Genomic DNA, 26,227 nt, shown 5'->3' on the forward strand with positions numbered 1-26,227 from the left:
CAATATTTCATCAAGAATCAATTTAAATTAACATGAGATTCTACCATCTTAGCTTACAACTGATACTGGATGTTCGTTCTTAAATCTGATAAAATCCTCTAATGAATATTCCGGGCATGCTCCTTCCTGTGAGGTGATGAATGCTCCGAGAGACACAGCCTGAGTCATAATTTCATGAACAGTACTTCCTTTTTCCAATCTTTTGGAAAGAAATCCTGCCAGAAAAGAATCTCCGCTCCCTACGGTATCTTTTACAGTAACCGGTATGGTAGGATACAGATAAAAATGATCTTCTGAGGCATACAGAGCTCCTTTGCTTCCTTTGGAAATAATAATTTCTTTAAGATCAAACTGATCCTGCAAATATTTTATCCCATCTTCTTCAGTGGTATATTCTTTTCCTAAAAAATCAAGCATCATTCGCATTTCTGCTTTATTGAATTTAGCGAGATGTGTTTTATGAAGCAGGTCTTTTATCATTCCAACCTCATAATAAGGTTCTCTGAGATTGATATCAAAGACATTATAATGGCTGAGTTCAAGCAACTGGAAGAGCGTATTTCTGGATTTCCCATTTCGGGCTGCCAGCGTTCCGAACACCAACGCATCTGTTGTATTAAGGATTTCCTTATTTTCCGGAGTGGTTTCAATATAATCCCATGCTACCCCTTCCACAATATCATAATGAGCATCATTATTTTCATCTACTGTAGCAATAACCGTACTTGTTGGATACTCTGTATTGATCTGAACATGATCTGCGGGAATATTCCAGTTTTTCATTTTATCCAAAAGATCACGCCCAAGCTGATCATCACCAATACTGCTTATCATATTGACTTCTACGCCCATTTTGGAAAGATGGTAGGCTACATTAAAAGGAGCACCTCCTACTCTTTTCTGCTCTCCCGGAAAAATATCCCAGAGCACCTCTCCAAAACATACTGCTTTATTTTTTTTGTATTCCATTATATAAAAGTAATTAAATGTATTGAGTTTATAAAAAATTTACTCTTTGAAGCTCTTTGCTTCAGAATGAATAAACCTGCACAGAAAACTGAAGAAATGCATTATTATTGACCGGATTCCACATTCCCCAAATTCCCACAGGAATTGTATAGCCTTCAATGGTAAAGCTTTTCGAAACGATAAGGCTTACCTCATTGAAACCAGTATCTTTAGCAAAGAAATTATTCTTTTCTCCATGACTGTCTAAGGCAAAAGCATAGCCCACTCTCCCTCTTATTTCAAGGTTGTCTTTTTTGTATACAGGATATTCTCCCGAAACAAATGAAGAATATTTATTTCCTGTATTTTCACTGTTTCGGTCTCTTCCGAAAACTACAGTATTCCAGCTGATTACTAAAGGAAATTGATCACTTATGGTATAATAAGATCTGAAATCCCAAAAACGACCAGTTTCCTGAGCGGAATAATTAAAAAATTCTTTATTGTTATAGTTTGCTCCAGGAGAAAAGTTATAGATATCCCATAACTCCAGCGTAAGATGCTTATTCTTATATCCTATATAGTTGTTGAATTCTTTATAGGAACCATCAACATTTCCGCCTGCCCAGAATCCTGCATAAAAATTCTTATAGTCAAGATGTAAATCTCCGGTATAAATAAGCCCTGCAGAGACTTCAATTCCGCGCCATAAATGGCTGTTGCGAAGCTGCAGCGCTGAATGCACTTCCTGCGCGCCCATACAATGTCCTATAATCAGGAAACAAGGTAATAAATAGTTTTTTAGCATGATTCAAGTGTTTTTTAAGGCAGTAAGTATCCTGTATCCAGTAATAGTCTACAGGATATTTACATGAATTGAAAGAAACTATATAATTAGTGAATAAAGTCTTTTTCTCTTATACGCGATCCGAACAGCGCATAGGTAAGCATAAGCAGTTCACAGATTACGGTAAGCCACCAAGTCCATCTCCATGAGCCTAAAATATCTGCTAAACCTCCCTGAATAAGCGTAAAGACGGCTCCACCAAATACGGCAGAAATAAAAATACCGGATGCTTTTGAGGTATATTTATTCAAACCTTTAATAGAAAGTGTATAAATACAGCTCCACATGGATGAATGCAGAAGACCGATTGCTACAAGAAACCAAAGATTCTGAGTGATCATGGATATTAAAGCAAGTATTGCTGCAAGTACTGTGGTTGTTATCAATTGCGTTCTTGCGGAAATCTTACTGAAAAAGCTGGACACTGCTCTTCCTACCAGAAAACCTCCCCAATACAATGTGGACAATAATGCATGAATTCCTAAGTCCATTCCTCCGACAATGATATCTGTTTTTCCGAAAAAGGTAATAGGATGCCCTGAATCCATGAGCTCAAAAGCATACAGATTAATATTCGCACCAATGGCCACTTCGGTTCCTACATAAAAAAAGATGGCTAAAACTCCTAATACAAAATGCCTGAATGTCCAAATGCTTCTCTCCAGTTTTTCTTCTCCAACCACTCTTGTATGAGCAAGGTCAGGAAGATGAAGTCTTTTTGTAATGATCATGACGGTAAGAATACAGACAATCAAGATAGAAAGTGGAAACAAAAGCTGTCTGATCTCTATATTTTCAATGGAAATCCCACTGAACATGACTACAGTAACAAAAAAAGGTGCAGAAGTAGTTCCGATAGAGTTAATGGCTGTCAGAATATTCAGACGCTGTACGGGCTGAGTTCCTTTCAGTTCATAGGATGCAGCATAAGGATTTACAACCACCTGAATAATTGCTGCTGCTGTCCCCATTAAATAGGAACCCATGACAAAGACGATAAATCCATAAGGAATAACAGCATCTTTTATATTAAATTTCAAATCAGGATAATGATCACCAACCCATGATGAGCACAGATACATAAAAAGACCTGAAATCATAAAGAAAAGCCCGCGCAGAATTGTATTCTTATATCCGAAGGCGTTCACCCATTTGCTACCCAGTGTTCCGTTCAGAAGATATCCTAAAAAGAAGAAAAAGGAAATCAGGGTAGTAAATGTATTTTTAAGACTGCCTGCATGACTCAAAAAAGTAAATTTCAAGGGTGCTTGCAGCTGTTCATTCACTGTGGTCAGAAAACCTACAATAAAATAGATAAACGTAATGATGGCAAACGGCAGTATAGCATTGTTTGCTTTATTGTCTGAAGAGGTTATCCCTGGATTTATCTGCATGGCTGAGTTATTTTATGATGGATTGTAAAACCGAAGCGGTTCCTGAGCTTTTTATATCTTCTACAAAACGGTTGTATTGTTTGATGAAAGATTCAGAAGTTTTTAGCTGAATACCTTTAAAAGCTGACAACTCCAGGAAGTCCTGTGGATTTTCACTGGCAACAAGCTTCTGATCATTTTCTGTAATCCAGGGTTCTGCTGTCTCGAATATATTACCCTGATCATCTTTTTTATATGTAAGATAATGTCTGTAGGAAGCAATAAGAAAAGCCGGTCTGGTAAGGTCTTTCCCTCCTTTGATCATTTTATCAAGGTTTGGAATGATATACACCGGGAATTTTGAAATCCCATCGAAACACAGACGGCTCACCTGATCACTTACACTGTAATTGGCAAATCTTTCAATCAATGTCTGTTTATATTTTTCCAGATCTGTATTTTCAGGGGCAGGAACAAAAGGTGTAATGTCTGTATCCATAAAATCTTTGATGAATTTCACAAGATTTTCATCTTCCATAGCCTGATCTACTTTACGGTAACCCATTAAGAAAGCCGGATAAGATAAAAGGGTGTGGGAAGCATTCAATAAGCTTAATTTCATATTTTCAAATGCAGTTACATCATTGGTAAACTGTACACCTACTCTTTCCCATGCCGGTCTTCCTGCTATAAAGTTGTCTTCTATCACCCATTGTGTAAAGTCTTCACAATATACAGGAGCACGATCATCCGTTCCATTCAACTTATTTAATCTTTCCACGTCTTCCGGAGTTGTGGCCGGAGTAATACGATCTACCATGCTGTTTGGGAAGGTTACGTTTTCCTTTACCCAAGCTGCCAGCTCTGTATCCTGAGCTTCTATAAATGAGATGAAAGCTCTTTTTGTCGTATTTCCGTTATGCTGAAGGTTATCACATGAAAGTATTGTAACGGGTCCTGCATTTTGAATCTTTCTCTGGCGCAGTCCTTCTGCCACAAAGCCGAAAACAGTATTAGGACTGGAAGGATTTTTCAGGTCATGCTGTATTTTTTCATCTTCCAATATAAATTCTCCCGTTTCTTTATCAAGATTATAACCTCCTTCTGTAATGGTTAAAGTGATGATCTTAACAGTGCTGTCTGCAATTTTTTTCACCACAGCCTCAGGATCTTCTATTCCCCAGATCAACTCTCTCAAAGAGCCTATTTTATACACCTCATCATTCCCGTTTCTTCCACAAACGGTAAGAGAATAGTGAAGATTCTGAGCTCTTAAATTTTTTACGATCTTTTCATCTGAAGGCAGCAGACATACTCCGCAGATTCCCCAATCTTTCTGATCCTTGTCATTAAGCAGCATATTGGTATAAAACTGCTGGTGAGCCCTGTGAAAGTTCCCTACTCCAATATGTAAAATTCCTGTGCGGATTTCCGATGCATCATAGTTGTAATAAATCATACTCATAAACATAAAATTGTTATCATATTAACCGATTCGTTAAAACTATATTAACAAATGGTTAACCGGATAATTTTTTTATAAATTTCAGACTGGGAACGTTCCCAAAAATCAGGGAACGTTCCCAATTGTCTATTTTTTTATTATTTTTAGCCCAAAAACAAGGCTGATGAGACGTATTACGATTAAAGATCTGTCCAAATTTTTGTCATTATCTACCTCTACCATCTCCAGAGCGCTGCTTCATGATAAAAATGTAAATGAAGAAACACGAAAAAGAGTGCTGGATGCAGCAGAGAAATTGGGCTATAAACCGAACCTTACCGCTTTGAATTTACAATCCGGACAATCCAGAACAATTGGCTTTGTAGTACCGGAAATGATTACTCCTTTTTCCTCCACTGTACTGAAAGGAATTCAGAATATTCTTTATCCTCTCGGATACCGTATTATTATTACTCAGTCTGATGAAGATCCTCTTATTGAGAGAAAAAATCTTCAGCTTCTGGAAGAGTTTAATGTAGATGCTATTATTATTAATTTATGTCATGAAACCTCAAATAATGATATTTATCAAAATATTATGGATAGAGGAACTCCTTTAATCTTTTTCGACAGGATTCCTCACAAATCTCTGGATGTATCGAAGGTTATTATTGATGATGCTATTAAAGCTTCATTAATGGTAGAATACTTAATTAAGACCGGAAGAAAAAGAATCGTTCATCTCATGGGACCTTCAACCATCCGAAATGCTGTAGAAAGGGTAAATGGTTATAAGCGCATTCTTATGAAATACAATATTTTTGATGAAAACCTGATCGTACAGACCGATGGAATGACTTTCGAACATGGAAAAAAAGCGGTTAAACAGCTATTGAATAAGAATATAGAGTTCGACAGTATTTTTGCCTTCAGCGATACTCTTGCCATGGGAGCCATGAATTTTCTTCTTGAACAAAAAGTAAGAATTCCGGACGAAGTTTCTATTGCAAGCTTTTCCGGAACGGAATTGTCAACCATGGTGTATCCTCAGCTGACCAGCGTACAACAGCCTTTGGAAAAAATGGGTGAAGCCGCTGCAGAGCTGGCATTGGAAAAGATCAAAAACAATAATCTTCCAAGCAGAGCTGTATTGATGGATGCAGAACTGATTTACAGAGCTTCTACTTAAATGATTCTCAATTTTGATAGTATGACATTTTATAGTCTATTGTAAAATGACAAAAAGTCCGGGTAACAGATTACAGTTCAATACATAACCTCTTCAAAACACACCATTCTGTTCAGAAAATCCTATTTTCTTATCTTTGCAGCAATGAATTTATTATATATCAACTGGGATGTTAATCCCGAAATCGTCAATATCTTAGGACTTCCCATAAAATATTACGGATTACTATTCCTTGCGGGACTTGTTTTATCTCTCAATATTTTAAAAAGAATTTATAAAAAAGAAGGTCTTAGTTCACAGGCACACGAAGCTTTATTCTCCTATGCACTGATAGGAATTCTGGTGGGAGCCCGATTGGGTCACTGTATTTTTTATGATTTTGATTATTATTCACAGCACCCGCTTGAAATATTTTTACCGATTCAGAAAGGACCGGATGGAGTCTACCATTTCACAGGATTTGCAGGTCTTGCCAGTCATGGTGGCGGTATTGGTCTGGTGATTATGCTTCTCATCTATGCAAGAAAGTATTCTATCCCGTTCATGACCGTTCTGGATGCCATAGCGATTGTACTTCCGCTAGGTGGTACTTTTATCAGGCTTGCCAATCTGATGAACTCTGAAATCATAGGAACTCCTACAAATGTTCCATGGGCTTTTATATTCCGTCAGGTAGATGATCTTCCGAGACATCCTGCTCAGCTGTATGAAGCCATCTCTTATTTTATTATCTTCCTTGCGGTATATTTTATTTACAGGAAGAATATTTTTAAGATCGGAAAAGGTTTTTATTTTGGAATCAGTATTCTATTGATCTTCATTATGAGAATTCTGATTGAGTTTATCAAGGTAGATCAGGTAGAATTTGAGCATGGGATGAGCCTTAATATGGGGCAGCTTCTGAGTATTCCGTTTGTTCTTCTTGGATTATTCTTTATCATCAAAAGTATACTGGAGAAAGGAAAGACAAAAACCGTGTAATTTCCTTATTTCTGTTCAAATAAAAAACTCACTGAAAGCTGTTTTCAGTGAGTTTCTTTTTAATGGATTATACTGTATTTTATCTCGTTGTGTATCCACCGTTGGCAAATATGGTCTGCCCGGTAATCCACCAGCCTTCTGTTACCAGAAACTCTACCAGCGGAGCAATATCTTTAATATCTGTCAATCCTCCCAATGCAGATGCAGATTTATGGTAAGCAACGGCATCATCGGTTTCCTGCCCATAGAAGAAAGGAGTATCCATTGGGCCAGGTGCTACCGCTGTTACCGAAATTCCTCTTGCTCCGAATTCTTTGGATGCTGCTCTGGTAAAATGCTCTACCGGTGCTTTTGCTCCTGCATATGTGGAATATAATCCGGTGTAGGCTGCCAATAATGAAGTTACAATGGTACAGATTTTCCCATGATCGTTCAGTTTTTTACCAGCTTCCTGAAGAAAGAAGTAAGCAGATTTTGAATTGACATTGAACATGGTATCATATTCAGCTTCTGTAGTTTCTGAAAATGGCTTTTTAAGTACCATTCCTACGGTATTGATTGCAATATCGATTCCTCCGAAACGGGAAATGGTCTCATCAAAAAACTTCGTGATATGATCTACTTTGGTAAGGTCTCCCTGAAATAAAAATGCTTCAGCTCCTAATGCCTGTACTTCAGCCAGTGTTTTCTCACTTTCAGCTCTTGAGCTTTCGCTGTTATAATGGATGGCCAGCTTTGCCCCTTTGGATGCAAAATCTCTGCTTAATAATCCACCTAAATTTTTACCTCCTCCGGCAATTAAAACAACTTTTCCCTGTACATTTTGTGTTGACATGTTTTTATATTTAAATGTTAATGAGACAAAGATCAATAATAAAACCCGCCTCAACATGGTGAAATTTTCGGAAATTTCTTTTTATTATTTTTAAACCGAAGGAAAAATGTTTATTATTTTATGTAAACAATATTTTTAAATAGAATGTTATTTACCAACCAGATACGCTTTGATACAGGCCTTTTCAATTAAACACTTTTGGATAATTCACAAACTCGCTTCAATTTTAGGCATAACATTTGATACCTTCCTCCCGTATCACGCACCACCACTTCATTTTTAATATATTTTTTTATAATCCTCAGGCTTCTGAGGATTTTTTTATACAATTATTACAACTTCCTTTAGATCTTTCTTACAGAATATAAAGTATCACTTAAAACCATTTCTGATAATCAATCATTTAAAACCGGATTATTCATTTTATTGTTGTATATTTGCATATTATAAACTGAGCCACCACTTTGTTTTCTGTAACGACCCGAATATTTTTTATTCAGTCTTTGCCTTTTGAGCAGCCATATTTTTAACTTTTATTCTTCTATTAAAGAACAATACTTGTCGGAATTTTAAAGCTCTGTATGATTGGGATTATCCAAGACAGAAAACATAGCCAGGCTTTATAGGGGTCTACACAGACCAGATTGAACTCATCAATTTATAGAAACTAAATACTAAAAATAATTTATGGCAGATTCTTTTTCTAAAAAGGAAAATTTCAAGAAAAAAATTCAAAAGCAAAAAGAAAAGGCGCTAAGACGCGAAGAACGTAAAACGAACAACAACAAAGGAGCGGAGGATGTCTTCATGTATGTAGACGAATTCGGAAGATTAACATCTACTCCACCTGAACAAAGACAGGAAGTAAATCTTGATGACATTCAATTGGGTGCAGCACCTATCATTGAAGAAGATCCAAGAAAAACAGGAATTGTTACTTTCCTGAGCGAAAAAGGATATGGTTTCATTACGGAAGATAATTCCAAAGAAAACATCTTCTTCCACAACAACAACTGTGCAGAACCGGTGAAAAAAGGGAATAAGGTATCTTTTGAAAAAGAGAAATCTCCTAAAGGATTTTCTGCTGTTGAAATTCAGATTGTTAAATAATATGTACTTATAAAATGCTTCTGTCTTAAAAGCAGATTCATTTTAAACCATACACAAAGAGACTGCCCGTTAGGACAGTCTCTTTTTTTAGGGACATATAAAAAAAGTTAACTCAACTTTAAAAAGTTAGATTCTAACGCAAGATCCTGGAATTATTTCAATTAGCATTACGGGAATCCGTAGAATCCGGTTAAAACATAAAAGAAGCTGCCTAAAAAGACAGCTCCTTCATCGTAAAAAAAGTAAAAATTAATCCAGTTTCCCTCCCAGTGCTTTAAACAGCAGGACGTTATTTCTGGTATTCTGGTGCTGAAACTGCAGTAAATCCAGCTCAGCAGTTAATTTGCTTTTCTGAGAATTGATCAGTTCAAAATAGTTTGCATAACCTGTCAGATACAGATCGTTGGAAACCTCAACACCACGGTCAAGGAAACCTACTTCTTCTGATTTAAGCTTTAAGACACGCTCATAGATCTTCGTCTGTTTTAAAATAGACTGAAGTTCATTAAAAGCAGTCGTGATACTTTTCTGATAGTTTAAAAAAGCAATTTCCTGCTCTTTGCTCGCTACTTTAAATTCATATTTCAACTGTCCTTTATTGAAAACTGGAACCATTAATCCTCCCAACAACTGCCCGGCCAGTGAACTTGGCTTGAAGAATGTTTCTACAGAAAAAGAATTCAGTCCGAAACCTGCACCCAGATCAATTTTAGGATAAAAAGCAGCTCTTGCAGCTTTCGCATCAGCCTGAGAAGCTTCCAACACATAATAGTTTGCGGCTACATCCGGTCTGGAATGGATCACATTTTCTACATTAATGGTTTTATTCAGGACTTCCATATTGGTAGGCATCAGTATTTTGCCTCGCTTCACATCTCCACCATAACTTCCCGTCAAGGTTGTAATCGCCTGTTCTACCGTAACGATTTCTACTCTGATGTGTTCAATCTCTGCCAGCCAGTTGTTATTCTGAGCTTTGAATTGCTGAACTGCCAACTCCGTGGCTTTTCCCACTTCACGCTGGGCCAGAACAATTTCAAAGGCTCTTTGCTGAAGTTTATAGTTCTTCTGATAAATGGCAAGACGATTATCCAACGCTACCAACTGGTAATACAGATTGGCAATATCTGTGAAAAGTTCTACCTGCAATAATCTTAATCCTTCTGTGGAAGCCAGATATTTCTTCTGAGCCGCAATCTTCTTATTTTTCAGTTTTCCCCAGGCATCAATTTCCCAGCTGCTTCTTGCTCCCAGCCAGTAATTAGGAGTAAAATCTCTGTTGATTTTCTGATTTTCCGTAATATTAGGGGAAAGATTGGTATCATAGTTTCCAACGCCTTCCATGGTATATTTTCCGTAGCGGTCACCGGAAGCCTGTACTCCCACTTCAAGAGATGGCAATAGATCCATCTTCGATCTTTGAAGGAAACTGTTGGCAATTTCCACTCTTTGCCGGGCAATTTGAAAATCCGGATTAGCCTGAACTACTTTATCAAAAAGTTCAAGCAGGTTTGGATCTGTAAAATAAGCTTTCAGATTGATTTGCTGGAATTCATCCGGAGATTTATTTTTGTCAGCTTTAATGATCTCCTCTGGTAATTCCTGGGCTTTTTTCAGCTCTGTTACTTTGGGAACAGCACACGAAACCAGGCTCAGTGACGCTATTCCATACAATATATTTCTATGATTTAATCTTTTCATCTTTCTTCTTATTTTCAAGTTTTGCAAAGAATATATACAGTCCCGGAATCACCACCAGTCCGAAAATGGTTCCGATGAGCATTCCTCCTGCCGCAGCAGTACCAATGGAACGGTTACCGATTGCTCCCGCTCCTGATGCAATACATAAAGGAATAAGCCCTGCTACAAATGCAAACGAAGTCATCAGAATTGGTCTCAGACGTTGTCTTGCGCCTTCAATAGCGGCCGGAATAATATCAAATCCCTGTTTGTTTCTTGCTACTGCAAATTCTACGATCAGGATGGCGTTTTTGGCCAGAAGCCCAATCAGCATGACCAACGCTACCTGTGCATAGATATTATTATCCAATCCCATTAGTACCAATGCGATGTAAGACCCGAAAATTCCTGTTGGAAGGCTTAATAATACAGGCATTGGAAGAAGGAAACTTTCGTATTGAGCAGCTAATAAAAGATACACGAATAAAAGGCAGATCGCGAAGATATAAACGGTTTGGTTTCCTGATAAGATCTCTTCCCTTGTCATACCCGACCATTCAATATCGAATCCTCTTGGCAGGGTTTCTTTAGCTACACGTTCTACGGCTGCAATGGCATCTCCGGAACTGTAACCGTCTGCAGGTTCTCCGTTGATCATCGCAGACATATACATGTTGTATCTTGTCAGTACTTCAGGGCCGTATACCTTTTCAATAGTGATGAAAGTTGAGAAAGGAACCATTTCACCTTTATCATTTTTTAAATATAAATTCAGAATGCTTTCCGGGGTATCTCTGTGCTCCGGACTTGCCTGCACCATCACTTTATACATCTGACTGAAACGGATAAAATTCGTGGCATAATAAGATCCCAGCATAGTCTGTAACGTTGACATGGCGTTGTCTACCGATACTCCTTTCTTCGCTGCCATATCATAATCTACATTGATCATGTATTGCGGGAAAGTGGCATCAAAGCTGGTAAAGTTGTTCTGCAGTTCAGGAGCTTCGTTTAATTTCTTAACAAAATCCTTCGTGATCTTATCTGTATTTTCAATCGTTCCTCCGGTTCTGTCCAGTAAACGCAATTCAAAGCCGCTGGTATTACCGAAACCAGGAACCGTTGGCGGAGCAAAAATTTCAATCTGAGCATCTGCAATGCTTTTTGTTTTGTCTGAAAGTTCTGCGATCAGATCGTTCACTGAAATATTTCTTTCTTTCCAGTCTTTAAGGTTAATCATCGCCATTCCGTAAGAAGAACCTGCAATTTCTGTTACGATGCTGTATCCTGCAAGTGTGGTCACGTTTTCCACTCCTTTGATCTTCTTGGCAATCACTGTAACTTCATCCAGCACCTTTTCTGTTCTTTCTACCGTTGCTCCCTGCGGAGTCGTTACACTTACATATACCATTCCCTGATCTTCCATTGGAATAAACCCAGTTGGAAGGAATTTACTGGTCACAAAAGTAAGTCCGACAAATAAAAATAACAGTCCGAAAGTCACTGTAGTTCTTGTGGCAAATTTTGATAAAATACCTACATAACCATTCGTTAATCTTTCAAATCCTGTATTGAAACTCTGGAAAGCCCTGTCAATAATGGTTTTCTTTTTATTATGGTCATGAGGCTTTAAAATAATCGCACAAAGTGCCGGAGTAAGCGTCAGGGCATTCACCCCAGAAATCACAATACTGATGGCCAGCGTTAATGAAAACTGACGGTAAAAAACGCCTACCGGACCATCCAGAAATGCTACAGGAATAAATACAGCAGACATCACAATGGTAATCGCTACTACAGCTCCCGCAATTTCTTTGGTGGCACTGATGGTGGCATCCATCGCATTCATTCCTTCTTCCATTTTCACGTGAACGGCTTCAACAACGACAATGGCATTATCGACGACAATTCCGATGGCAAGAACCAATGCGAACAATGTTAAAAGGTTAACAGAGAAATCCAGCATATTCATAAAGGCAAAAGTTCCTACCAATGCTACCGGTACAGCCAGTACAGGAATCAATGTGGAACGCCAGTCCTGAAGGAAAATAAACACAACAATTCCTACCAGAATAAAGGCTTCGATAAGGGTTGTCAGTACCGCACTGATAGAAGCATCCAGGAATCGGGAAACATCATAAGCCATGTTATATTCCATTCCGGGAGGGAAAGAAGTAACTTTTAATTCTTCCATTTTTGCCTTTACGCTTTCAATCACTTCAGAAGCATTGGAGCCGGGACGTTGTTTCATCATAATCGATGCAGAAGGCCTTCCGTCTGTTTTGGAAACCATTCCGTAGTTCATCGCTCCGAATTCCACTTTCGCAATATCTTTAAGCTTTAAAATAGTTCCATCCACATCAGATCTGATGGGAACTTCCTCATATTGTTTAGGCTCAAAAAACTTTCCTTTATATTTGATTACATACTGAAGCTGGCTTGAGGTTTTACCAGAGGTTTCACCTACTTTTCCAGGTGCAGCAGAAATATTCTGTTTTTGCAGGGAAGTGATCACTTCATCTGCTGAAATATTATAAGCTGCCATTTTCTGAGGATCCAGCCATACTCTCATGGAATATTCTTTCTGCCCCATGATTTCAGCACGTCCTACTCCATCAATACGTTTCAGTTCCTGAAGGACGTTGATATCTGTAAAGTTATAAATGAACTGTTCATCCTGGCTCGGATCTGCACTGGTGATGTTAAGGTACATCAGCATACTGTTCACCTCTTTTTCAGTAGTTACACCGGCTCTGATTACTTCTTCAGGAAGTTCATCAAGAATAGTCGTTACCCTGTTCTGAACATTTACTGCTGCCACATCAGGATCTGTTCCTACTTCAAAGAAAACCTGAATGAGCGTAAGACCATCATTGGAGGTTACTGTAGACATATAAGTCATTCCCGGAACTCCATTGATCGCACGTTCCAGAGGAAGGGCTACCGCATTGGCAGATACTTCGGCGTTTGCTCCTGTATATTTTGCTGTAACGGTTACTGAAGGCGGTACAATATCGGGAAACTGGGTGATGGGCATTTTAAGCAACGCCATAATTCCCAGCAATACAAATAATATGGAAATAACCAACGAAAGAACCTTTCGTCTTATAAACATTTCTACCATAGTTAGTTGATTTAAAGATTATGAAAGGTTAATACTTCTTTTTGATTTTGATGATATCACCATCTTTCAAAGACTGAGTCCCTTCATAAATGATTAAATCTCCCTTTTTAAGACCGCTTTCTACCATATAAGAATCTCTTAAAGTAGTTCCGATCTTAATATTGGTCATTTTCACTTTATTCTGTTTATCTACTACAAAAACATAGGTCTTATCCTGAATGGAGAAGGTAGATTTTTGTGGAATAAGGATCGCATTATTCTGTTGTTCAGAAATGATAAGCTTCCCGGAAGTACCGTGTTTGATCAAACGGTCCGGATTCGGGAAAAGCACTTTATAACGAATAGAACCTGTGGTTCTGTCGATTTCCCCTTCGGCTGTTTTCAAAGCTCCGTTGAACTGGTAATTAACTCCATTCGGAAGTGTTAGCTCAATCTTCTGATGACTTCCGATCTTATCATTGGCCAAAAGTTCAAAATACAGATTTTCAGGAATGGAGAAATAGGCATATACTTCGTTCAGTTGGGAAAGTGTGGTTAGCAATGTTCCATTTTCTACCAAACTTCCATCTTTATGGGGAATTACATCAATTACCCCATCAAAAGGTGCAGTGATTCTTGTAAAGCTTATTTTCTGAAGAACTATCCTCTTTTCTGCATCAGCAAATGCATGTTTTGCTTTGGCGGAGGACAGTTTTGCTTTCACCATTTCCAATTCATTATTAGCAACAAATTTTTTAGCATGAAGACTCTGAATCTGTTTCAGCTCTACTTCTGCAATCCTAACGTCTGCTTCAGTCTGTTTTAATGTTGCATTGGCTTTCAGAAGTTCCATCTGAAGTTCAGCATCATTGATTTTAAATAAAGCCTGTCCCTGATGCACAAACTGCCCCTCGTTGACATAAATATGCTGTATAATACCTCCAATTCTGGAACGCATTTCAACATTCTTTTTTGCCTGGATATCGGTCACAAACTGGTTGCTTACCAATGTATCTTTTTCTTTGATTTCCAGTACGGGAACTTCTTTATCTTTCTGGTTGTTTTTCTCCTTGTCTTTACTGCATGACACAGCGAATAATGTTGCAAGAATGCAAATTATTACAGTTTTAAAATACATTTTTAAATGTTTAAGTTATAAAATTTCCGTTAAAATGATTTGGTTTTCAAAAACTTAAACCTAGTACAACTGAAGAAGATGGAGAAAGGATTTAACTCCACAAATAATAGAAATTGCAATTTCAGGAAGTGTAACTTTTGGAATAACTTTTAAAATTCCTGAAAAATCTGCAATTGCAGGATCATTTTTTTTAACTGATTGTTTTACAATTTTAGCAGCTGCAGGCAATGCATGCGTATTCATATCTGCTTCTTCGTAAACATCCAGAACATGAATGTTGGTTACAGGCGGAACATGAGGAATATTCTGCAACGATTTTTCTGCCCAATTCGAATTGAAAAGAGAAAAAACCAGTAGGATATAGAATAAGAAAAATGACCTCAGACTTGCCATGTCAACCAGAACACATTAGTTTTTCAGTAAAAAACGATAATCCGGCAAAATTAGTGATTTTTACTGGGAAATCCGGCCATTGAACTGTTAAAAAAACTTAAACAATGGAGGAGTAATTCTACTCATTCGTATTGGGATTTCTACGGAATGACAAATTGAACGTGAAGTCTATTCATGCAGCCTGTCATACCGAAGGAATCCAACTTCTAAAATTCTGAATGAAAAATGGCATTAGGTTTCGGCTAAAGCCAATTGAAATTTTGTTTTTTTATTCAAACGGGCTAAAGCCCGTTTCTATTGAATAATTAGAACAATTTGCTGAGTACTCTGAAGCGGTAATCAAAGATGTGTTCCAGTTTCTTTTTCACAAAAAGACGATGGGCAAATTCTCCTAAAAATCCCATTGGAAGTTCATAATCTATGGTATCTCTCATCAGAACACCTTCTTCATTGGGAATAAATTCATGGTGGTGGTTCCAGAGTTTGTATGGCCCTTTTTTCTGAAAATCAATGAAGCTTTTCTGAAAATCTACGTGGGTGATCTCCGTCTGCCACTTCATTTTGATACCGAATAATGGAGAAACATAATAATCAATGAGCATTCCTTCATAGATTTCATCATCTTCCATTTCCGTTAATACAATGAAGCCCATATCTTTCGGTGTAATTTCTGAAAGATTGTTTGCGGAGGAAAAAAATTTCCAGGCCGTTTCTATATCACAATTGAGCTGTTGTTCACGGAAAAGGGTATGTTTCATAAGGCAAAATCAGTTAACAGGATTGTTATGAAACAAATGTATGACAAAGATTTAATTATAGATCCACATCAGGACAGGTTTTCCTGATTTCTGAATCATCGGATCAATTTCCTTCATGGCATTGTTGGAAACAGTTGGACAACCCCAACCTTCAGGAGATCCGTTAGGGAAAGTTTCAGTATCACTCATCAGATTCCAGGAATGAAAGACAATAAATCTTTTCAAAACATTACTGTTGGTTTCTTCAAGGCCGTGCATCAGATATTTTATATTGATTCCCCAGTCGCTGTAGCCTCTTCCTTCCAGTTTATACTTTCCTAAAGATGAAAGGTGGCTTCCGTCTTCATTGCTGAAACCAGGATTTTCTTTAGAATTATCTTTACTCCAGGAATTGGAACCGCATCCATGCCCTACCAGATATTTTTTCGAAATCTTATTATTTTTAAAATCCCAGACAAAAAAACGGTTAACGCCGGAGTGAAGGCTCATATCAATAAGAATACAGAAATCTTTGCTAAGATTCTTTGAAGTACAAAATTCCAAGGCTTCTTCTGCTTTTAATTTTAATTTAGAAAAATCAGCTTCAGGTTTCTTTTCTTCAACTACTGATGTTTCTACCGTTCTTATTGTATTATTTTTCCTCTCCTGAGAACATGAACAGATCCAAAAGATGGTGAAAAACAAAAAAATACTTTTCATATTTTATTTATAATGCTGAAAGATTCCGAAATCAGAAGGTGTCCATAGTGCTGCTTTCTGTCCTGCTGCTTTCAAAGCATTATTTGACCAGGTGTTGCAAGTATAAAGAAAACTGTAAGTTCCTTTTGCATCGTAAAAGGCATCGTTATCACCGTAAACAGCATTGGTAGGAATCAACATGAAATTTCCATTCTGATCTCTGTCAAACTTATCTTCAACATATTTCACCAGATTTTCATACTGATTTCTGCTGATCATAATCATTTTACAGTCAGCGCCTTCTTTCATCGTATTATAGTAAGTACAATGCATGGCAGAATCACTTAGCCAGAATGCTGCTTTTATAGCTGTTGAAAATTTCAGGTCTGCCCACGTAGGTGTATCAAGATAGAAACCTTTATCTCCCCATCCTATTCCTATATACTGATAGTCTGTTTTTTTTGATTTTGTATTGGCAAAAGGAATTTTCTGGCTCCAGTCCTGCAAGTCGTTTTTCACAGGCATTACAATATCGGTATGCACTCCGTTGGTATAAATATAGATGGGAATGTCTTTCTTTTGTCCGTCATCTTTTGCAGAAACGGGAATATAGGGAATCAACAGCCCAAGGATCACATAAATAATCACAATTCCTAAAATAATTCCTACCACTTTCAGGAGATACATTAATATCGTTTTCACAGTCATGTTTTTTAATAAAATTTAATCTTTAATTTTTAGTAAAAGTATTTGTTTTAATCGAAAAATTAGCTATATTTATTTACGAAATATTCACAAATATGCGTAAAAATACTAAATCCCAAAAAAGGTTTAAAGTAAGAGTAAAAACTGCTCCTAAAAGAATACAAAAAAAACGTTGATTTTCGGTGAGATTTTGATCTCCTGAAAATCAATTTTTCTTTATAGGAAAAGCTTTTTAAGAAACTTATTGATGTAAATCTTCACCTCCTTAAAGCGAAAAATTTAAGGAATGGTCAACCATCAGCTCTGGTTTGGAACTTCAAAAAATTCCAAAAGAGGGATTGTCACCAAAAGTTTAAAGAAAAATCAGTCAGAAGATTTCTGCAAAAACTCAATATTTCTTTTGAGCCCTGCAAATTTGGTTCTTTTCACAGGAGATTTTCTGAAGATTTCCGAGAAAATTTCCTGAGTAAGTTCTTTCCATTCTCCTTTTTTGAAGTTTTTCAACGCTTCATTGGGTTGAAAACGGCTCTGTTTATTAGGTGCTGAGAATCTGTTCCATGGGCAAACATCCTGGCAGATATCACATCCGAACATCCAGTCTTCCATTTTATCTTTAAAATGATCCGGGATTTCATTTTTGAGTTCTATGGTTGCATAAGAAATGCAGCGGCTTCCATCTATAATTTTTTCAGAAACGATGGCATCTGTGGGGCAGGCATCGATACATTTCCTGCAGCTTCCGCAATGATCTGTGGTTGCATGATCAGGAATCAGCTCCAGATCACAGATAATTTCGGCCAGAAAATAAAAGGAACCACTTTGTTTGGTAATAAGGTTGGCATTTTTTCCTACCCAGCCTATTCCCGACTTTTTAGCCCAGGCTCTCTCCATTACCGGTGCAGAATCTACAAAGACCCGGAAACCAAACTCTCCTATTTCTTCCTGCAGCTCAGCTACCATTTCACGAAGAATTTCTTTGATTACCTCATGATAATCTTCTGCATAAGCATATTTTGAGATTTTAAAATTCTCCAGGATAGAGATTTTCTCTTCAGGAAAATAATTGTAAGAAAGTGAAATTACAGATTTTGAACCTTCTACCAGGAGTCTCGGATCAAGCCTTTTGTCGAAATGATTTTCCATATACTTCATTTCGCCGTTATAATTATTCTTCAGCCATTTTTCAAGATGAGGAGCGTCTTCCTCGAGAAAATCAGCTTTGGAAATGCCACAATTCTGGAATCCAAAACTTTTTGCTTTGGACTTGATCAGTTGGGAATATTTTTCGGCACCAGCATTCATTAATTTCACACTGCAAAATTAAGATTATTTTATCAATCTTCTGATTTTGGAGGAAGTTCATACCACAGCTGGTTTCTTTTCTGAAAAATTATGTTTTCATTAGGATTTTTTTCAAAAAAAAATTGCGTAATTTCGTTTGTAATTTAATATTTAAACCAACAACTATGTCTTTAATAGAAGTAATACAATCCGGAAACTATGAATTAATTGACGTTCGTGAGCCAATGGAGCTTGAAATGGACGGTAATATAGACGGTGCTAAGAATATCCCTCTAGGTGAAGTAGAAGACAGACAGGATGAAATTCTATCTGTTGAAAAACCAGTAATCTTATTCTGCAGAAGTGGAAACAGAAGCGGAAAAGCATTGGATTATCTTAACGCTCAAGGGTTAAAGGACGGCTATAACGGCGGAGGCTGGGCTGATCTGAAAGCTGTACTGGAAGCAAATCAGGGAACTTTTTAAAAGTTCCTTTTTTTATATCTTTATTTCTATGAATCTGAAAAATCAATTTGAACAGCTTTGCGCTCCGTTTACAGAAGATCAGCAATTAATCCGTGATCTGTGGAGGGAAATTGAAACCAGATATTCTGAAAAAGGCAGGCATTATCATAATCTTCTTCATCTTGAAAATATGTTTAAAGAGCTTGACGCAGTGAAAATGAATATCTCAGATTTTACAGCTCTTTCTTTTTCTGTATTCTATCATGATGTGATTTATGATGCAGCTTCCAAAGCTAACGAAGAAAAAAGTGCTGCCAAGGCAGAAAAAAGACTTACCGAACTTCATATCAATCAAGATAAAATTTCATTAATTTCTGCACAGATTCTGGCTACAAAATCTCACCAACGCTCTGATGATGAGGATACCAATTATCTTCTGGATGCTGACCTTTCTGTATTGGGCAAAGATTTTAAAACTTATTCAGAATACACTCAGAATATCAGAAAAGAGTATTCCATTTATCCTGACTTCCTTTATAAACCGGGACGAAAAAAAGTGCTTAAGCATTTTCTCGAACTAGAGAGTATCTTTAAAACAGAGTATTTTAAGGAAAAGTATGAAGCTCAGGCAAAAGAAAATATTGCAGCAGAACTTCAATTACTGTAGTTTTAAGTTTTCACATTGGAATTTTAATATAAAAATAAGACACCCTGATTACAAGGTGCCTTATTTCTATATTTTATAAGTTCAGATTAAAAAAATTTACCAATAAATTCCGCAGCTTTCTCCAATACAAGCTCTGGAGATTCTTTATGTGGTGTATGTCCTATTCCGGGAATGATGTATTTTTCCGCACTTCCACTCACCTGGGTAATCGTTTTTTCTACCTGATCCAATGTACCGTATTCATCAGCTTCTCCCTGAACAAATAATAATGGAGCAGTAATATTTTTTAAGAGATATTCAATATTCCAGGTTCTGTAATCTTCACGCGTCCAGGTCTCTGTCCAGGCCTTGAAAAGCATTTCTACTTTATCACCATGATATTTCTGTAAACGTTCAGGAAGATTGGTCGTTTTGTAAGCTTCCCAGGCATCATAAACCCCTTTCAATGTTACCTCTTCCACAAAAATATGACCTGCTTCACAAATGACAGCTTCTACTCTTTCAGGATATTTTGCAGCGGTGATCAAAGCTATTGTTCCCCCATCACTGTGTCCGAACAGAATAGCATTATCAATCTTCATTTCAGTCAATACATCATTCAACAGATCTGCTTCCAGCTCCATGTAATTTACTGGTCTTATATGAGTAGGCATTGGATATGATTTCCCATAACCTAAACGGTCATAAGCCAAAGTATTACAATGGGTGGCTTCGGATAGTTTGGCTGGAAAATCTCTCCAGAGTTGTACTGATCCTAATGAATCATGCAGAAAAACAATCGTAGGTCTGTCTTGAAATTGAGTATTGTGTTCAATATATAATTTTTGTCCCTTTACATCAATTATTCTTTCTTCCATCAAATAAAATTATATTTAAAAAGTTGGCATTTTTGTTTCTTCAAATTCTCTTAAAAGGTGGTTGAAAACAGTTTCCACCGGAAGAATATCATCAATCAGAGCTGAAACCTGGCCTATTTCCAGTTCACCATCTTCCATATCTCCTTCAAACATTCCACGTTTTGCTCTGGCTCGTCCTAATGAAGCAATCAATGCTTCTTTATCTCTTCCGTTTACATAAATATCCTCCAGTTCATTGAAGAATTTATTTTTAACCATTCTTACAGGTGCCAGCTCCTTCAAAGTAAGGTGTGTGTCTCCTTCCTGCAGTTCTGTGATTTTCTTTTTCCAGTTTTCATGGGCACTTGCTTCAGTAGTGGCAGCAAATCGGGAGCCGATCTGTACACCGTCTGCACCGAGAATCATGGCAGCCTTCATCTGTGAACCTAAAGCGATTCCTCCGGCTGCGATTAACGGCTTAGAAATATGTTTCTTTACATTCGGAATAAGGCAGAATGTGGTGGTTTCATCTCTTCCATTATGACCTCCTGCTTCGAAACCTTCTGCAACAATGGCATCTACTCCGGCATCTTCACATTTTACAGCAAATTTGGTGGAAGAAACGACGTGAGCTACTTTTATTCCTTCTTTCTGAAGGGTTTCCGTATAGGTTTTCGGGTTACCGGCTGACGTAAATACAATTTTCACTCCTTCTTCAAGAATAATCTGAATAATTTCATCAATATTAGGATATAACATCGGTACATTTACCCCGAATGGTTTATCTGTTGCCAGTTTACATTTCTGGATATTTTCTCTCAGGATATCAGGATACATACTCCCTGCTCCTATTATTCCTAACCCTCCACAGTTAGATACTGCAGAAGCAAGTCTCCATCCTGAATGCCAGATCATACCTGCCTGGATAATTGGATATTTAATATTAAAAAGGTGTGAAATTCTATTGTGTGTTCCCTCCATCTCATGAAGTTTTTTTGCAGCGTTAAAATCTATAAAATTGCTCATGTGTAAAAATACTAAAAACAACGATTTCCAGAGTCTTCAATTGATTAAAAATATACAGGAAAACAGATATATTTATTTTTTATATTGCTCTAAAACACTGTCAATAATTGAGCTGATATTTAAAAATCTTTGAGCGAGTTCATAGACATCCTTTTCTATATGATCAGGTTTTAAATCCAGCCAGCCTTCCATTAATGTCAACGGGCCATAATTGACCTTTACATTAGGCCAGTCTTTGTGGTATTTTAAAAATTCTTGTCTGAAGTTTTGGGCAAATTCTCTGCTGGATATTTTATAAACTTTCAATGCTCTTAGCTTTAACGCATGAATGTTATAATAGATCTTATTTTCGCGGATAGTCTTATCATTTACCCAGACTGAAAAGAAAATCCTTCCTTCAGCATCTAAAGGCGATTGTGGTTCTCCTGTCCATTCCGGCTTGCAAACTTTAAGGGCTACCGATTCTAAAACAGTATCAACAGATATTTTCAATCCATATTTACTAAGTTTTTCTTCAGGAATTTCAGATGCTGCCTGATGAAATTTTCTGAGGTAAAAAGCATAATCCATACTTTTAATTTTTGTAAATATATCAATAAAAAAAACCTTCAGAAATTCTGAAGGTTTTGATTTTATTTTGTCATGGATTGTTTCTTCCAGTTAGACTTAAAGTTACAGCTGTCGTAACGTCCGTCAATTGAAATAAAAGTTGTCGGCAACTTAGAGTTAACAAACTTTTCAACCATTTCACTTTTCTTTTTATTCAGCGCCATCTGCTTGATTCTGCTGAAATCTGTTTCCAGGGTAATCTGGTGAGAAGGAATCACATCTTCAACTTTGATGATTTTGATTTGTTTTCTCTTGTTTTCTTCGTCTTCAAAAGCAGTAGTGATATCACCTTTGTTTAATCCTGCCAATTCGTAGCTGATTGTTCCAGGGATACTTTCTCTTTCAATTTTATCAGAACCATCTGCTCCAGGAATAATTCCTGCATTGAATTTTGTTCTTTTATCATCTGAGTATTTAAAAGCAGCATCTTTAAACGTCATTTTACCATCAACGATAAGACCTCTGATACTGTCTAATTTTGCTTTTGCAGTTTTAATTTCGTCATCAGTAGGAACAGCTTTCAACAAGATGTGTCTTGCATCATATACTTTACCTGATCTTTTCACTAACTGAATAATATGGAATCCGAATTCAGATTCAATAGGATCTGAAATTTCATTTTCCTGAAGGTTCAATGCCGCAGCTTCGAATGGCTTCACCATCTGCCCTTTATTGATATTTTTATATAATCCTCCGTTAGCAGCAGATCCTTCATCTTCAGAATAAATTCTTGCCTGGCTTTCAAAAGTCTCACCTCCGATAATATCCTGCTTGATTTTTTTCAACCTGTTGATAAGTTCTTGTTTGTGAGCTTCTGTAAGTGACGGGTAGATCATAATCTGAGCTAAAGTAACTTCATCTTTTACCTGTGGCAGCTGTGTTTTATACATGTTGTAAAAATCAGTTACCTCATTAGGAGTTACATCCGCTTTATCAGTTACTCTCTGGTACTTTGCCTGTCCGTAATACTGGTCTGTATCTATTTTTTCAATAGCATTTTTCAGTTCATAAGCATTTCTGAACTTATAGGCTGCAAGCATTGTTTTTTCATCCGGAAATTGAGAAAGCATCTGACGGTATTTTGCATTTGCCTGTTCTTTGATTGCTGCAGAACGATTTTCAATTAAGGTATCTTTTTTTGCTTCGTATACAAGAAGCTTATTGCTGATAAGGTTTTCCAGGAACTCACATTTGTCTGTGTTGGCAGCTCCCTGTTGTTTACCATAATTCATCTGCTCGATTACATCAGATTCCAATACAATCTCATCCCCGATAACAGCTGCAATACCATCCACCAAATCTCCTTGTTTTAGCTGGGCATTCATCATATTTGAAGAGAATATCATGATGAAAATCCCAAGAAGAAAAGTGATTTTTAGTTTATTTGTCATTTTACTATTTTAACAAGTTGCAAATTTAGAATTCTTAACGAATTTCACTCAATTTTTTATTATAAATATTTCTTAAAAAGACTTATTTACTGCAGTTCAACATCAAATGTCGTTAATTCTTTGAATTGTCTCAATCTGCTGAACATATCTGCTTCGTTTACTTCTTCTATTCTTTCTGTCCCGAATTTCTCTACCGTGAAAGAAGCCATTGCAGATCCTACGATAAGGGCAGATTTCATTGTTTCGAAATCAATTTTCCCTTTTTTAGCAAGATAGGCCGCGAAACCTCCTGCAAAAGTGTCTCCAGCTCCTGTCGGATCGAAAACATCTTCTAACGGAAGTGCCGGGATAGCAAATACTTTATTATCATGGAAAAGTAAAGCTCCGTGCTCTCCTTTTTTGATGATTACGTATTCAGGACCCATTGTGTGGATCTTTTTAGCTGCTTTTACTAAAGAATATTCTCCTGAAAGCTGTCTTGCCTCTTCATCATTGATGGTAATAACATCTGTTTTTGCAATCATATCCATTAAGATATCCCATGCAGAATCCATCCAGAAGTTCATGGTATCAAGGATAACCAGTTTAGGACGGTTGTTCATTTTTTCAAGTACAGATAACTGAACTCCAGGGTGTAGGTTTCCAAGTAACAAAATTTCGGCATCCTGCATTGAATCCGGGATTTTTGGATCAAAATTTTCCAGTACATTTACTTCTGTAGCTAAAGTATCTCTTGTATTCAGATCGTTGTGGTATTTTCCAGACCAGAAGAATGTTTTTCCTTCTTTCACGATTTCAATTCCTTCGATGTTTACCTCTCTGTCTGTGAACATATCAAGATGTTCCTGTGGAAAGTCTCCTCCTACTACAGAAACAATTCCGGATTTAACGCCTAAAATTGATGAAGTGATTCCGATATAAGTGGCTGCACCTCCTAAAATTTTGTCCGTTTTACCAAATGGTGTTTCAATTGCATCAAATGCAACACTTCCTACAACTAAAAGTTTCATATATTTTTCAATGTATATTAAAAGTAATTATTTTTTCCATTCAAAGGTGTCCAGCAGGTGTTTCATATCATTTTTGATATAGTTCACTGCAGGCGCAAGAGAGTCCGGTTTCGGTCTCGTATTAAAGTATAAGTAAGCAGTCACGAAGTGTTTCGTACTGTCTGTAATGTAAAACTGAAGGTTGGAAGCGCTCTGCCCTTTCAGTTCATAGAAGTTCCCGTATACTTTCTTTTCAGGGTATTCAAAGGATTTTGTATCTATGGAACTGGCTTTAATAGTATGCTCATATACCATTTTCTCGGCTTCCTTGATATGGTCAGCAAAGTCGTTCTGTATCGGATAATAGGTAACGAAAAGCTTCGCTTTCATTTTCGGATAGTTCAGATAGAACCAGCAAGGTTTTTTGGCTGGTGCAATCGAAGCAAAGTCCGAATATTCAAAGGTATAGGCACAATCGTTTTCAAACTTTTGGTATTTCGGTGCAGGATATTCTAGACGCAATTCTCCATAAGGTTTTGGTGAAGGGTCTTTTCCACATGAAATTAAAAGCAGCGATACAAAAATAAAAATGACTTTTTTAATCATTTTGCAAAAGTACAAATTAGATTTCAGATTTCGGAAGACAAATTTCAGTCTTTCAGAGAGTTTTGAATGTAATTTTCCAGAGGTTTCGGAAACGATTTTTCATGAGAGGCTTCAACGTCCGTAATCAGGTATTGATTTTCAGCGATAAAATCATTCCAGATCTTGTCAGAACTTACCTCAACATTCCAGATTTCAATGCTTAAATTCTTATGGGTCAGCTTATGGGTAACTGTTTTTGAACCTGTAATGAAAGATTCCATCTCAGTAGAAATAGCTGTTGGAAACTCAAATAATTTCTTCCAGATGAAGTCATCGCCTCTCTGACGGATCAGAAATTGTCCGTTTTTGTGAACAAAATAATATGTCAGCGCAAGATCTTCTGCTTTTACTTTTTTGGTTTTAACGGGATAAGCTGAAATTTTCTGCATAGAAAATGCCAGACAGTCTTTATTCACGGGGCATTCTCCACACAATGGATTTTTGGGTTTACAGATTTCAGATCCAATATCCATCATGGCCTGATTAAAGTCTCCAACATTTTCCGGCATGACCAAAGCGGCCAGCTCTGAGAAATAGGTAAATGCTTTTGAATTCGAAATATCAAAGTCATCTGCAAAAAGGCGGCTCAGAACGCGGTAGAAATTCCCGTCAACAGCAGGGATTTTTCCCCCGAAACATATACTTGAGACCGCTGCTGCAGTATATTTCCCTACTCCTTTCAGTTTTAAAATTTCTTCGTATTGATGAGGAAAGGTTCCCTGATAATCATTCATGATCTGCCGGGCAGCTTTATGAATATTGATGGCTCTGGAATAATAGCCCAGTCCTTTCCAATAGAGTAAAACTTCGTTTTCTTCAGCTTCTGCCAACGTTTTTACATCAGGAAATCTTTTAATAAAATTATGGTAGTGATTCAATCCCTGACTGATCCTCGTCTGCTGAAATACAATTTCACAAATCCAGATTTTATAAGGATCTTTTGTCTGTCTGAAAGGCAGATCTCTTGCATTATTTTTATACCATTCAAGAATTTTGCTGCCTAAATGGAGAAAATCTGAGGCACTTTTATTTTTTCCCAAAAACCAATCTTGTTTTAAATCATTGAAGAGTTTATTTTCTCTTCATCCCGAACATTGTTTCAATGTGCAAAGATAGGTTTATTTTATTTTTGTTACC

25 protein-coding genes are annotated in these 26,227 nt (G+C 37.0%); 5 read left to right on the forward strand and 20 right to left on the reverse strand.

Annotated elements, in window-relative coordinates; genetic code table 11:
* Positions 1–48 precede the first annotated feature (48 nt).
* The 4 genes from NK356_RS06965 to NK356_RS06980 all read right to left on the reverse strand — a co-directional run bounded on the left by NK356_RS06965 (position 49) and on the right by NK356_RS06980 (position 4,633).
* Entirely contained in the window at positions 49–969 is a 921-nt protein-coding gene (locus tag NK356_RS06965) for a carbohydrate kinase (RefSeq protein ID WP_034692140.1), read from the reverse strand.
* A gap of 61 nt (positions 970–1,030) precedes the next feature.
* Entirely contained in the window at positions 1,031–1,756 is a 726-nt protein-coding gene (locus tag NK356_RS06970) for a hypothetical protein (RefSeq protein ID WP_034692139.1), read from the reverse strand.
* Positions 1,757–1,842: 86 nt separating this feature from the next.
* The gene (locus NK356_RS06975) at positions 1,843–3,189 is read right to left on the reverse strand and encodes an MFS transporter (protein WP_034692138.1); all 1,347 of its coding nucleotides are present in this window, start codon (positions 3,187–3,189) and stop codon (positions 1,843–1,845) included.
* Positions 3,190–3,196: 7 nt separating this feature from the next.
* The gene (locus NK356_RS06980; protein WP_253316568.1) at positions 3,197–4,633 is read right to left on the reverse strand and encodes a mannitol dehydrogenase family protein; all 1,437 of its coding nucleotides are present in this window, start codon (positions 4,631–4,633) and stop codon (positions 3,197–3,199) included.
* A gap of 163 nt (positions 4,634–4,796) precedes the next feature.
* On the opposite strand from NK356_RS06980, the gene NK356_RS06985 reads away from it, so the two are divergent.
* Positions 4,797–5,801 (forward strand): LacI family DNA-binding transcriptional regulator, encoded by a 1,005-nt coding sequence (locus NK356_RS06985; protein WP_034692137.1) that lies wholly within the window; start codon positions 4,797–4,799, stop codon positions 5,799–5,801.
* Between the two features lie 144 nt (positions 5,802–5,945).
* A complete protein-coding gene (gene lgt / locus NK356_RS06990) occupies positions 5,946–6,782 on the forward strand; it encodes a prolipoprotein diacylglyceryl transferase (RefSeq protein WP_253316569.1) in 837 nt (278 codons plus the stop codon).
* A 79-nt stretch (positions 6,783–6,861) separates the two neighbouring features.
* Here the strand turns inward: lgt and NK356_RS06995 are convergent, their stop codons facing one another.
* Entirely contained in the window at positions 6,862–7,617 is a 756-nt protein-coding gene (locus NK356_RS06995; protein ID WP_076597636.1) for an SDR family oxidoreductase, read from the reverse strand.
* Between the two features lie 687 nt (positions 7,618–8,304).
* Here NK356_RS06995 and NK356_RS07000 point away from each other — a divergent pair.
* Positions 8,305–8,727, forward strand: a complete 423-nt coding sequence (locus NK356_RS07000; protein WP_034692134.1) for a cold shock domain-containing protein — start codon at positions 8,305–8,307, stop codon at positions 8,725–8,727.
* Between the two features lie 249 nt (positions 8,728–8,976).
* Here NK356_RS07000 and NK356_RS07005 read toward each other — a convergent pair whose 3' ends face one another.
* The 8 genes from NK356_RS07005 to queG form a co-directional block, all read right to left on the reverse strand.
* A complete protein-coding gene (locus NK356_RS07005) occupies positions 8,977–10,428 on the reverse strand; it encodes a TolC family protein (protein ID WP_253316570.1) in 1,452 nt (483 codons plus the stop codon).
* Positions 10,409–13,531, reverse strand: a complete 3,123-nt coding sequence (locus NK356_RS07010; RefSeq protein ID WP_253316571.1) for an efflux RND transporter permease subunit — start codon at positions 13,529–13,531, stop codon at positions 10,409–10,411. Before NK356_RS07010 ends, NK356_RS07005 begins: the two co-directional genes overlap by 20 nt.
* Before the next feature lie 28 nt (positions 13,532–13,559).
* Entirely contained in the window at positions 13,560–14,648 is a 1,089-nt protein-coding gene (locus NK356_RS07015; protein WP_253316572.1) for an efflux RND transporter periplasmic adaptor subunit, read from the reverse strand.
* Positions 14,649–14,708: 60 nt separating this feature from the next.
* Positions 14,709–15,041, reverse strand: a complete 333-nt coding sequence (locus tag NK356_RS07020; RefSeq protein ID WP_253316573.1) for a hypothetical protein — start codon at positions 15,039–15,041, stop codon at positions 14,709–14,711.
* A gap of 305 nt (positions 15,042–15,346) precedes the next feature.
* Positions 15,347–15,799 (reverse strand): SRPBCC family protein, encoded by a 453-nt coding sequence (locus NK356_RS07025; RefSeq protein WP_253316574.1) that lies wholly within the window; start codon positions 15,797–15,799, stop codon positions 15,347–15,349.
* Between the two features lie 51 nt (positions 15,800–15,850).
* Complete coding sequence (locus NK356_RS07030) at positions 15,851–16,498, reverse strand: murein L,D-transpeptidase catalytic domain-containing protein (protein WP_253316575.1); 648 nt, start codon at positions 16,496–16,498, stop codon at positions 15,851–15,853.
* A gap of 3 nt (positions 16,499–16,501) precedes the next feature.
* Positions 16,502–17,185, reverse strand: coding sequence for a TIGR02117 family protein (locus NK356_RS07035; RefSeq protein WP_051934192.1), 684 nt, complete (start codon positions 17,183–17,185; stop codon positions 16,502–16,504).
* A 360-nt stretch (positions 17,186–17,545) separates the two neighbouring features.
* The gene (gene queG, locus NK356_RS07040) at positions 17,546–18,484 is read right to left on the reverse strand and encodes a tRNA epoxyqueuosine(34) reductase QueG (protein WP_034692126.1); all 939 of its coding nucleotides are present in this window, start codon (positions 18,482–18,484) and stop codon (positions 17,546–17,548) included.
* Positions 18,485–18,648: 164 nt separating this feature from the next.
* Between queG and NK356_RS07045 the strand changes: the two genes are divergently transcribed.
* Together NK356_RS07045 and NK356_RS07050 are read left to right on the forward strand one after the other, a co-directional pair.
* Positions 18,649–18,948, forward strand: coding sequence for a rhodanese-like domain-containing protein (locus tag NK356_RS07045; protein WP_034692125.1), 300 nt, complete (start codon positions 18,649–18,651; stop codon positions 18,946–18,948).
* Between the two features lie 28 nt (positions 18,949–18,976).
* Entirely contained in the window at positions 18,977–19,594 is a 618-nt protein-coding gene (locus NK356_RS07050; protein ID WP_081906369.1) for a hypothetical protein, read from the forward strand.
* Between the two features lie 86 nt (positions 19,595–19,680).
* On the opposite strand, the gene NK356_RS07055 is transcribed toward NK356_RS07050, so the two are convergent.
* The 7 genes from NK356_RS07055 to mutY all read right to left on the reverse strand — a co-directional run bounded on the left by NK356_RS07055 (position 19,681) and on the right by mutY (position 26,130).
* Positions 19,681–20,451, reverse strand: coding sequence for an alpha/beta fold hydrolase (locus NK356_RS07055; protein WP_034692123.1), 771 nt, complete (start codon positions 20,449–20,451; stop codon positions 19,681–19,683).
* A 15-nt stretch (positions 20,452–20,466) separates the two neighbouring features.
* Positions 20,467–21,456 carry a nitronate monooxygenase family protein gene (locus tag NK356_RS07060; protein ID WP_253316576.1) on the reverse strand — a complete coding sequence of 330 codons (990 nt, stop codon included), beginning with the start codon at positions 21,454–21,456 and terminating at the stop codon, positions 20,467–20,469.
* Between the two features lie 72 nt (positions 21,457–21,528).
* Positions 21,529–22,026 carry a hypothetical protein gene (locus NK356_RS07065; RefSeq protein WP_253316577.1) on the reverse strand — a complete coding sequence of 166 codons (498 nt, stop codon included), beginning with the start codon at positions 22,024–22,026 and terminating at the stop codon, positions 21,529–21,531.
* A gap of 62 nt (positions 22,027–22,088) precedes the next feature.
* The gene (locus tag NK356_RS07070) at positions 22,089–23,456 is read right to left on the reverse strand and encodes a peptidylprolyl isomerase (RefSeq protein WP_034692121.1); all 1,368 of its coding nucleotides are present in this window, start codon (positions 23,454–23,456) and stop codon (positions 22,089–22,091) included.
* Between the two features lie 86 nt (positions 23,457–23,542).
* A complete protein-coding gene (locus NK356_RS07075) occupies positions 23,543–24,466 on the reverse strand; it encodes a PfkB family carbohydrate kinase (RefSeq protein ID WP_034692120.1) in 924 nt (307 codons plus the stop codon).
* 27 nt (positions 24,467–24,493) lie between these two features.
* Positions 24,494–25,051: a gliding motility lipoprotein GldD gene (gene gldD, locus NK356_RS07080; RefSeq protein WP_034692119.1), complete on the reverse strand. Its 558-nt coding sequence runs from the start codon at positions 25,049–25,051 to the stop codon at positions 24,494–24,496.
* 44 nt (positions 25,052–25,095) lie between these two features.
* On the reverse strand, positions 25,096–26,130 hold the full coding sequence (gene mutY / locus NK356_RS07085; protein ID WP_253316578.1) for an A/G-specific adenine glycosylase: 1,035 nt from the start codon (positions 26,128–26,130) through the stop codon (positions 25,096–25,098).
* Positions 26,131–26,227 lie beyond the last annotated feature (97 nt).

It is taken from the genome of Chryseobacterium sp. S0630 (genome assembly GCF_024158915.1).
GTDB lineage: Bacteria > Bacteroidota > Bacteroidia > Flavobacteriales > Weeksellaceae > Chryseobacterium.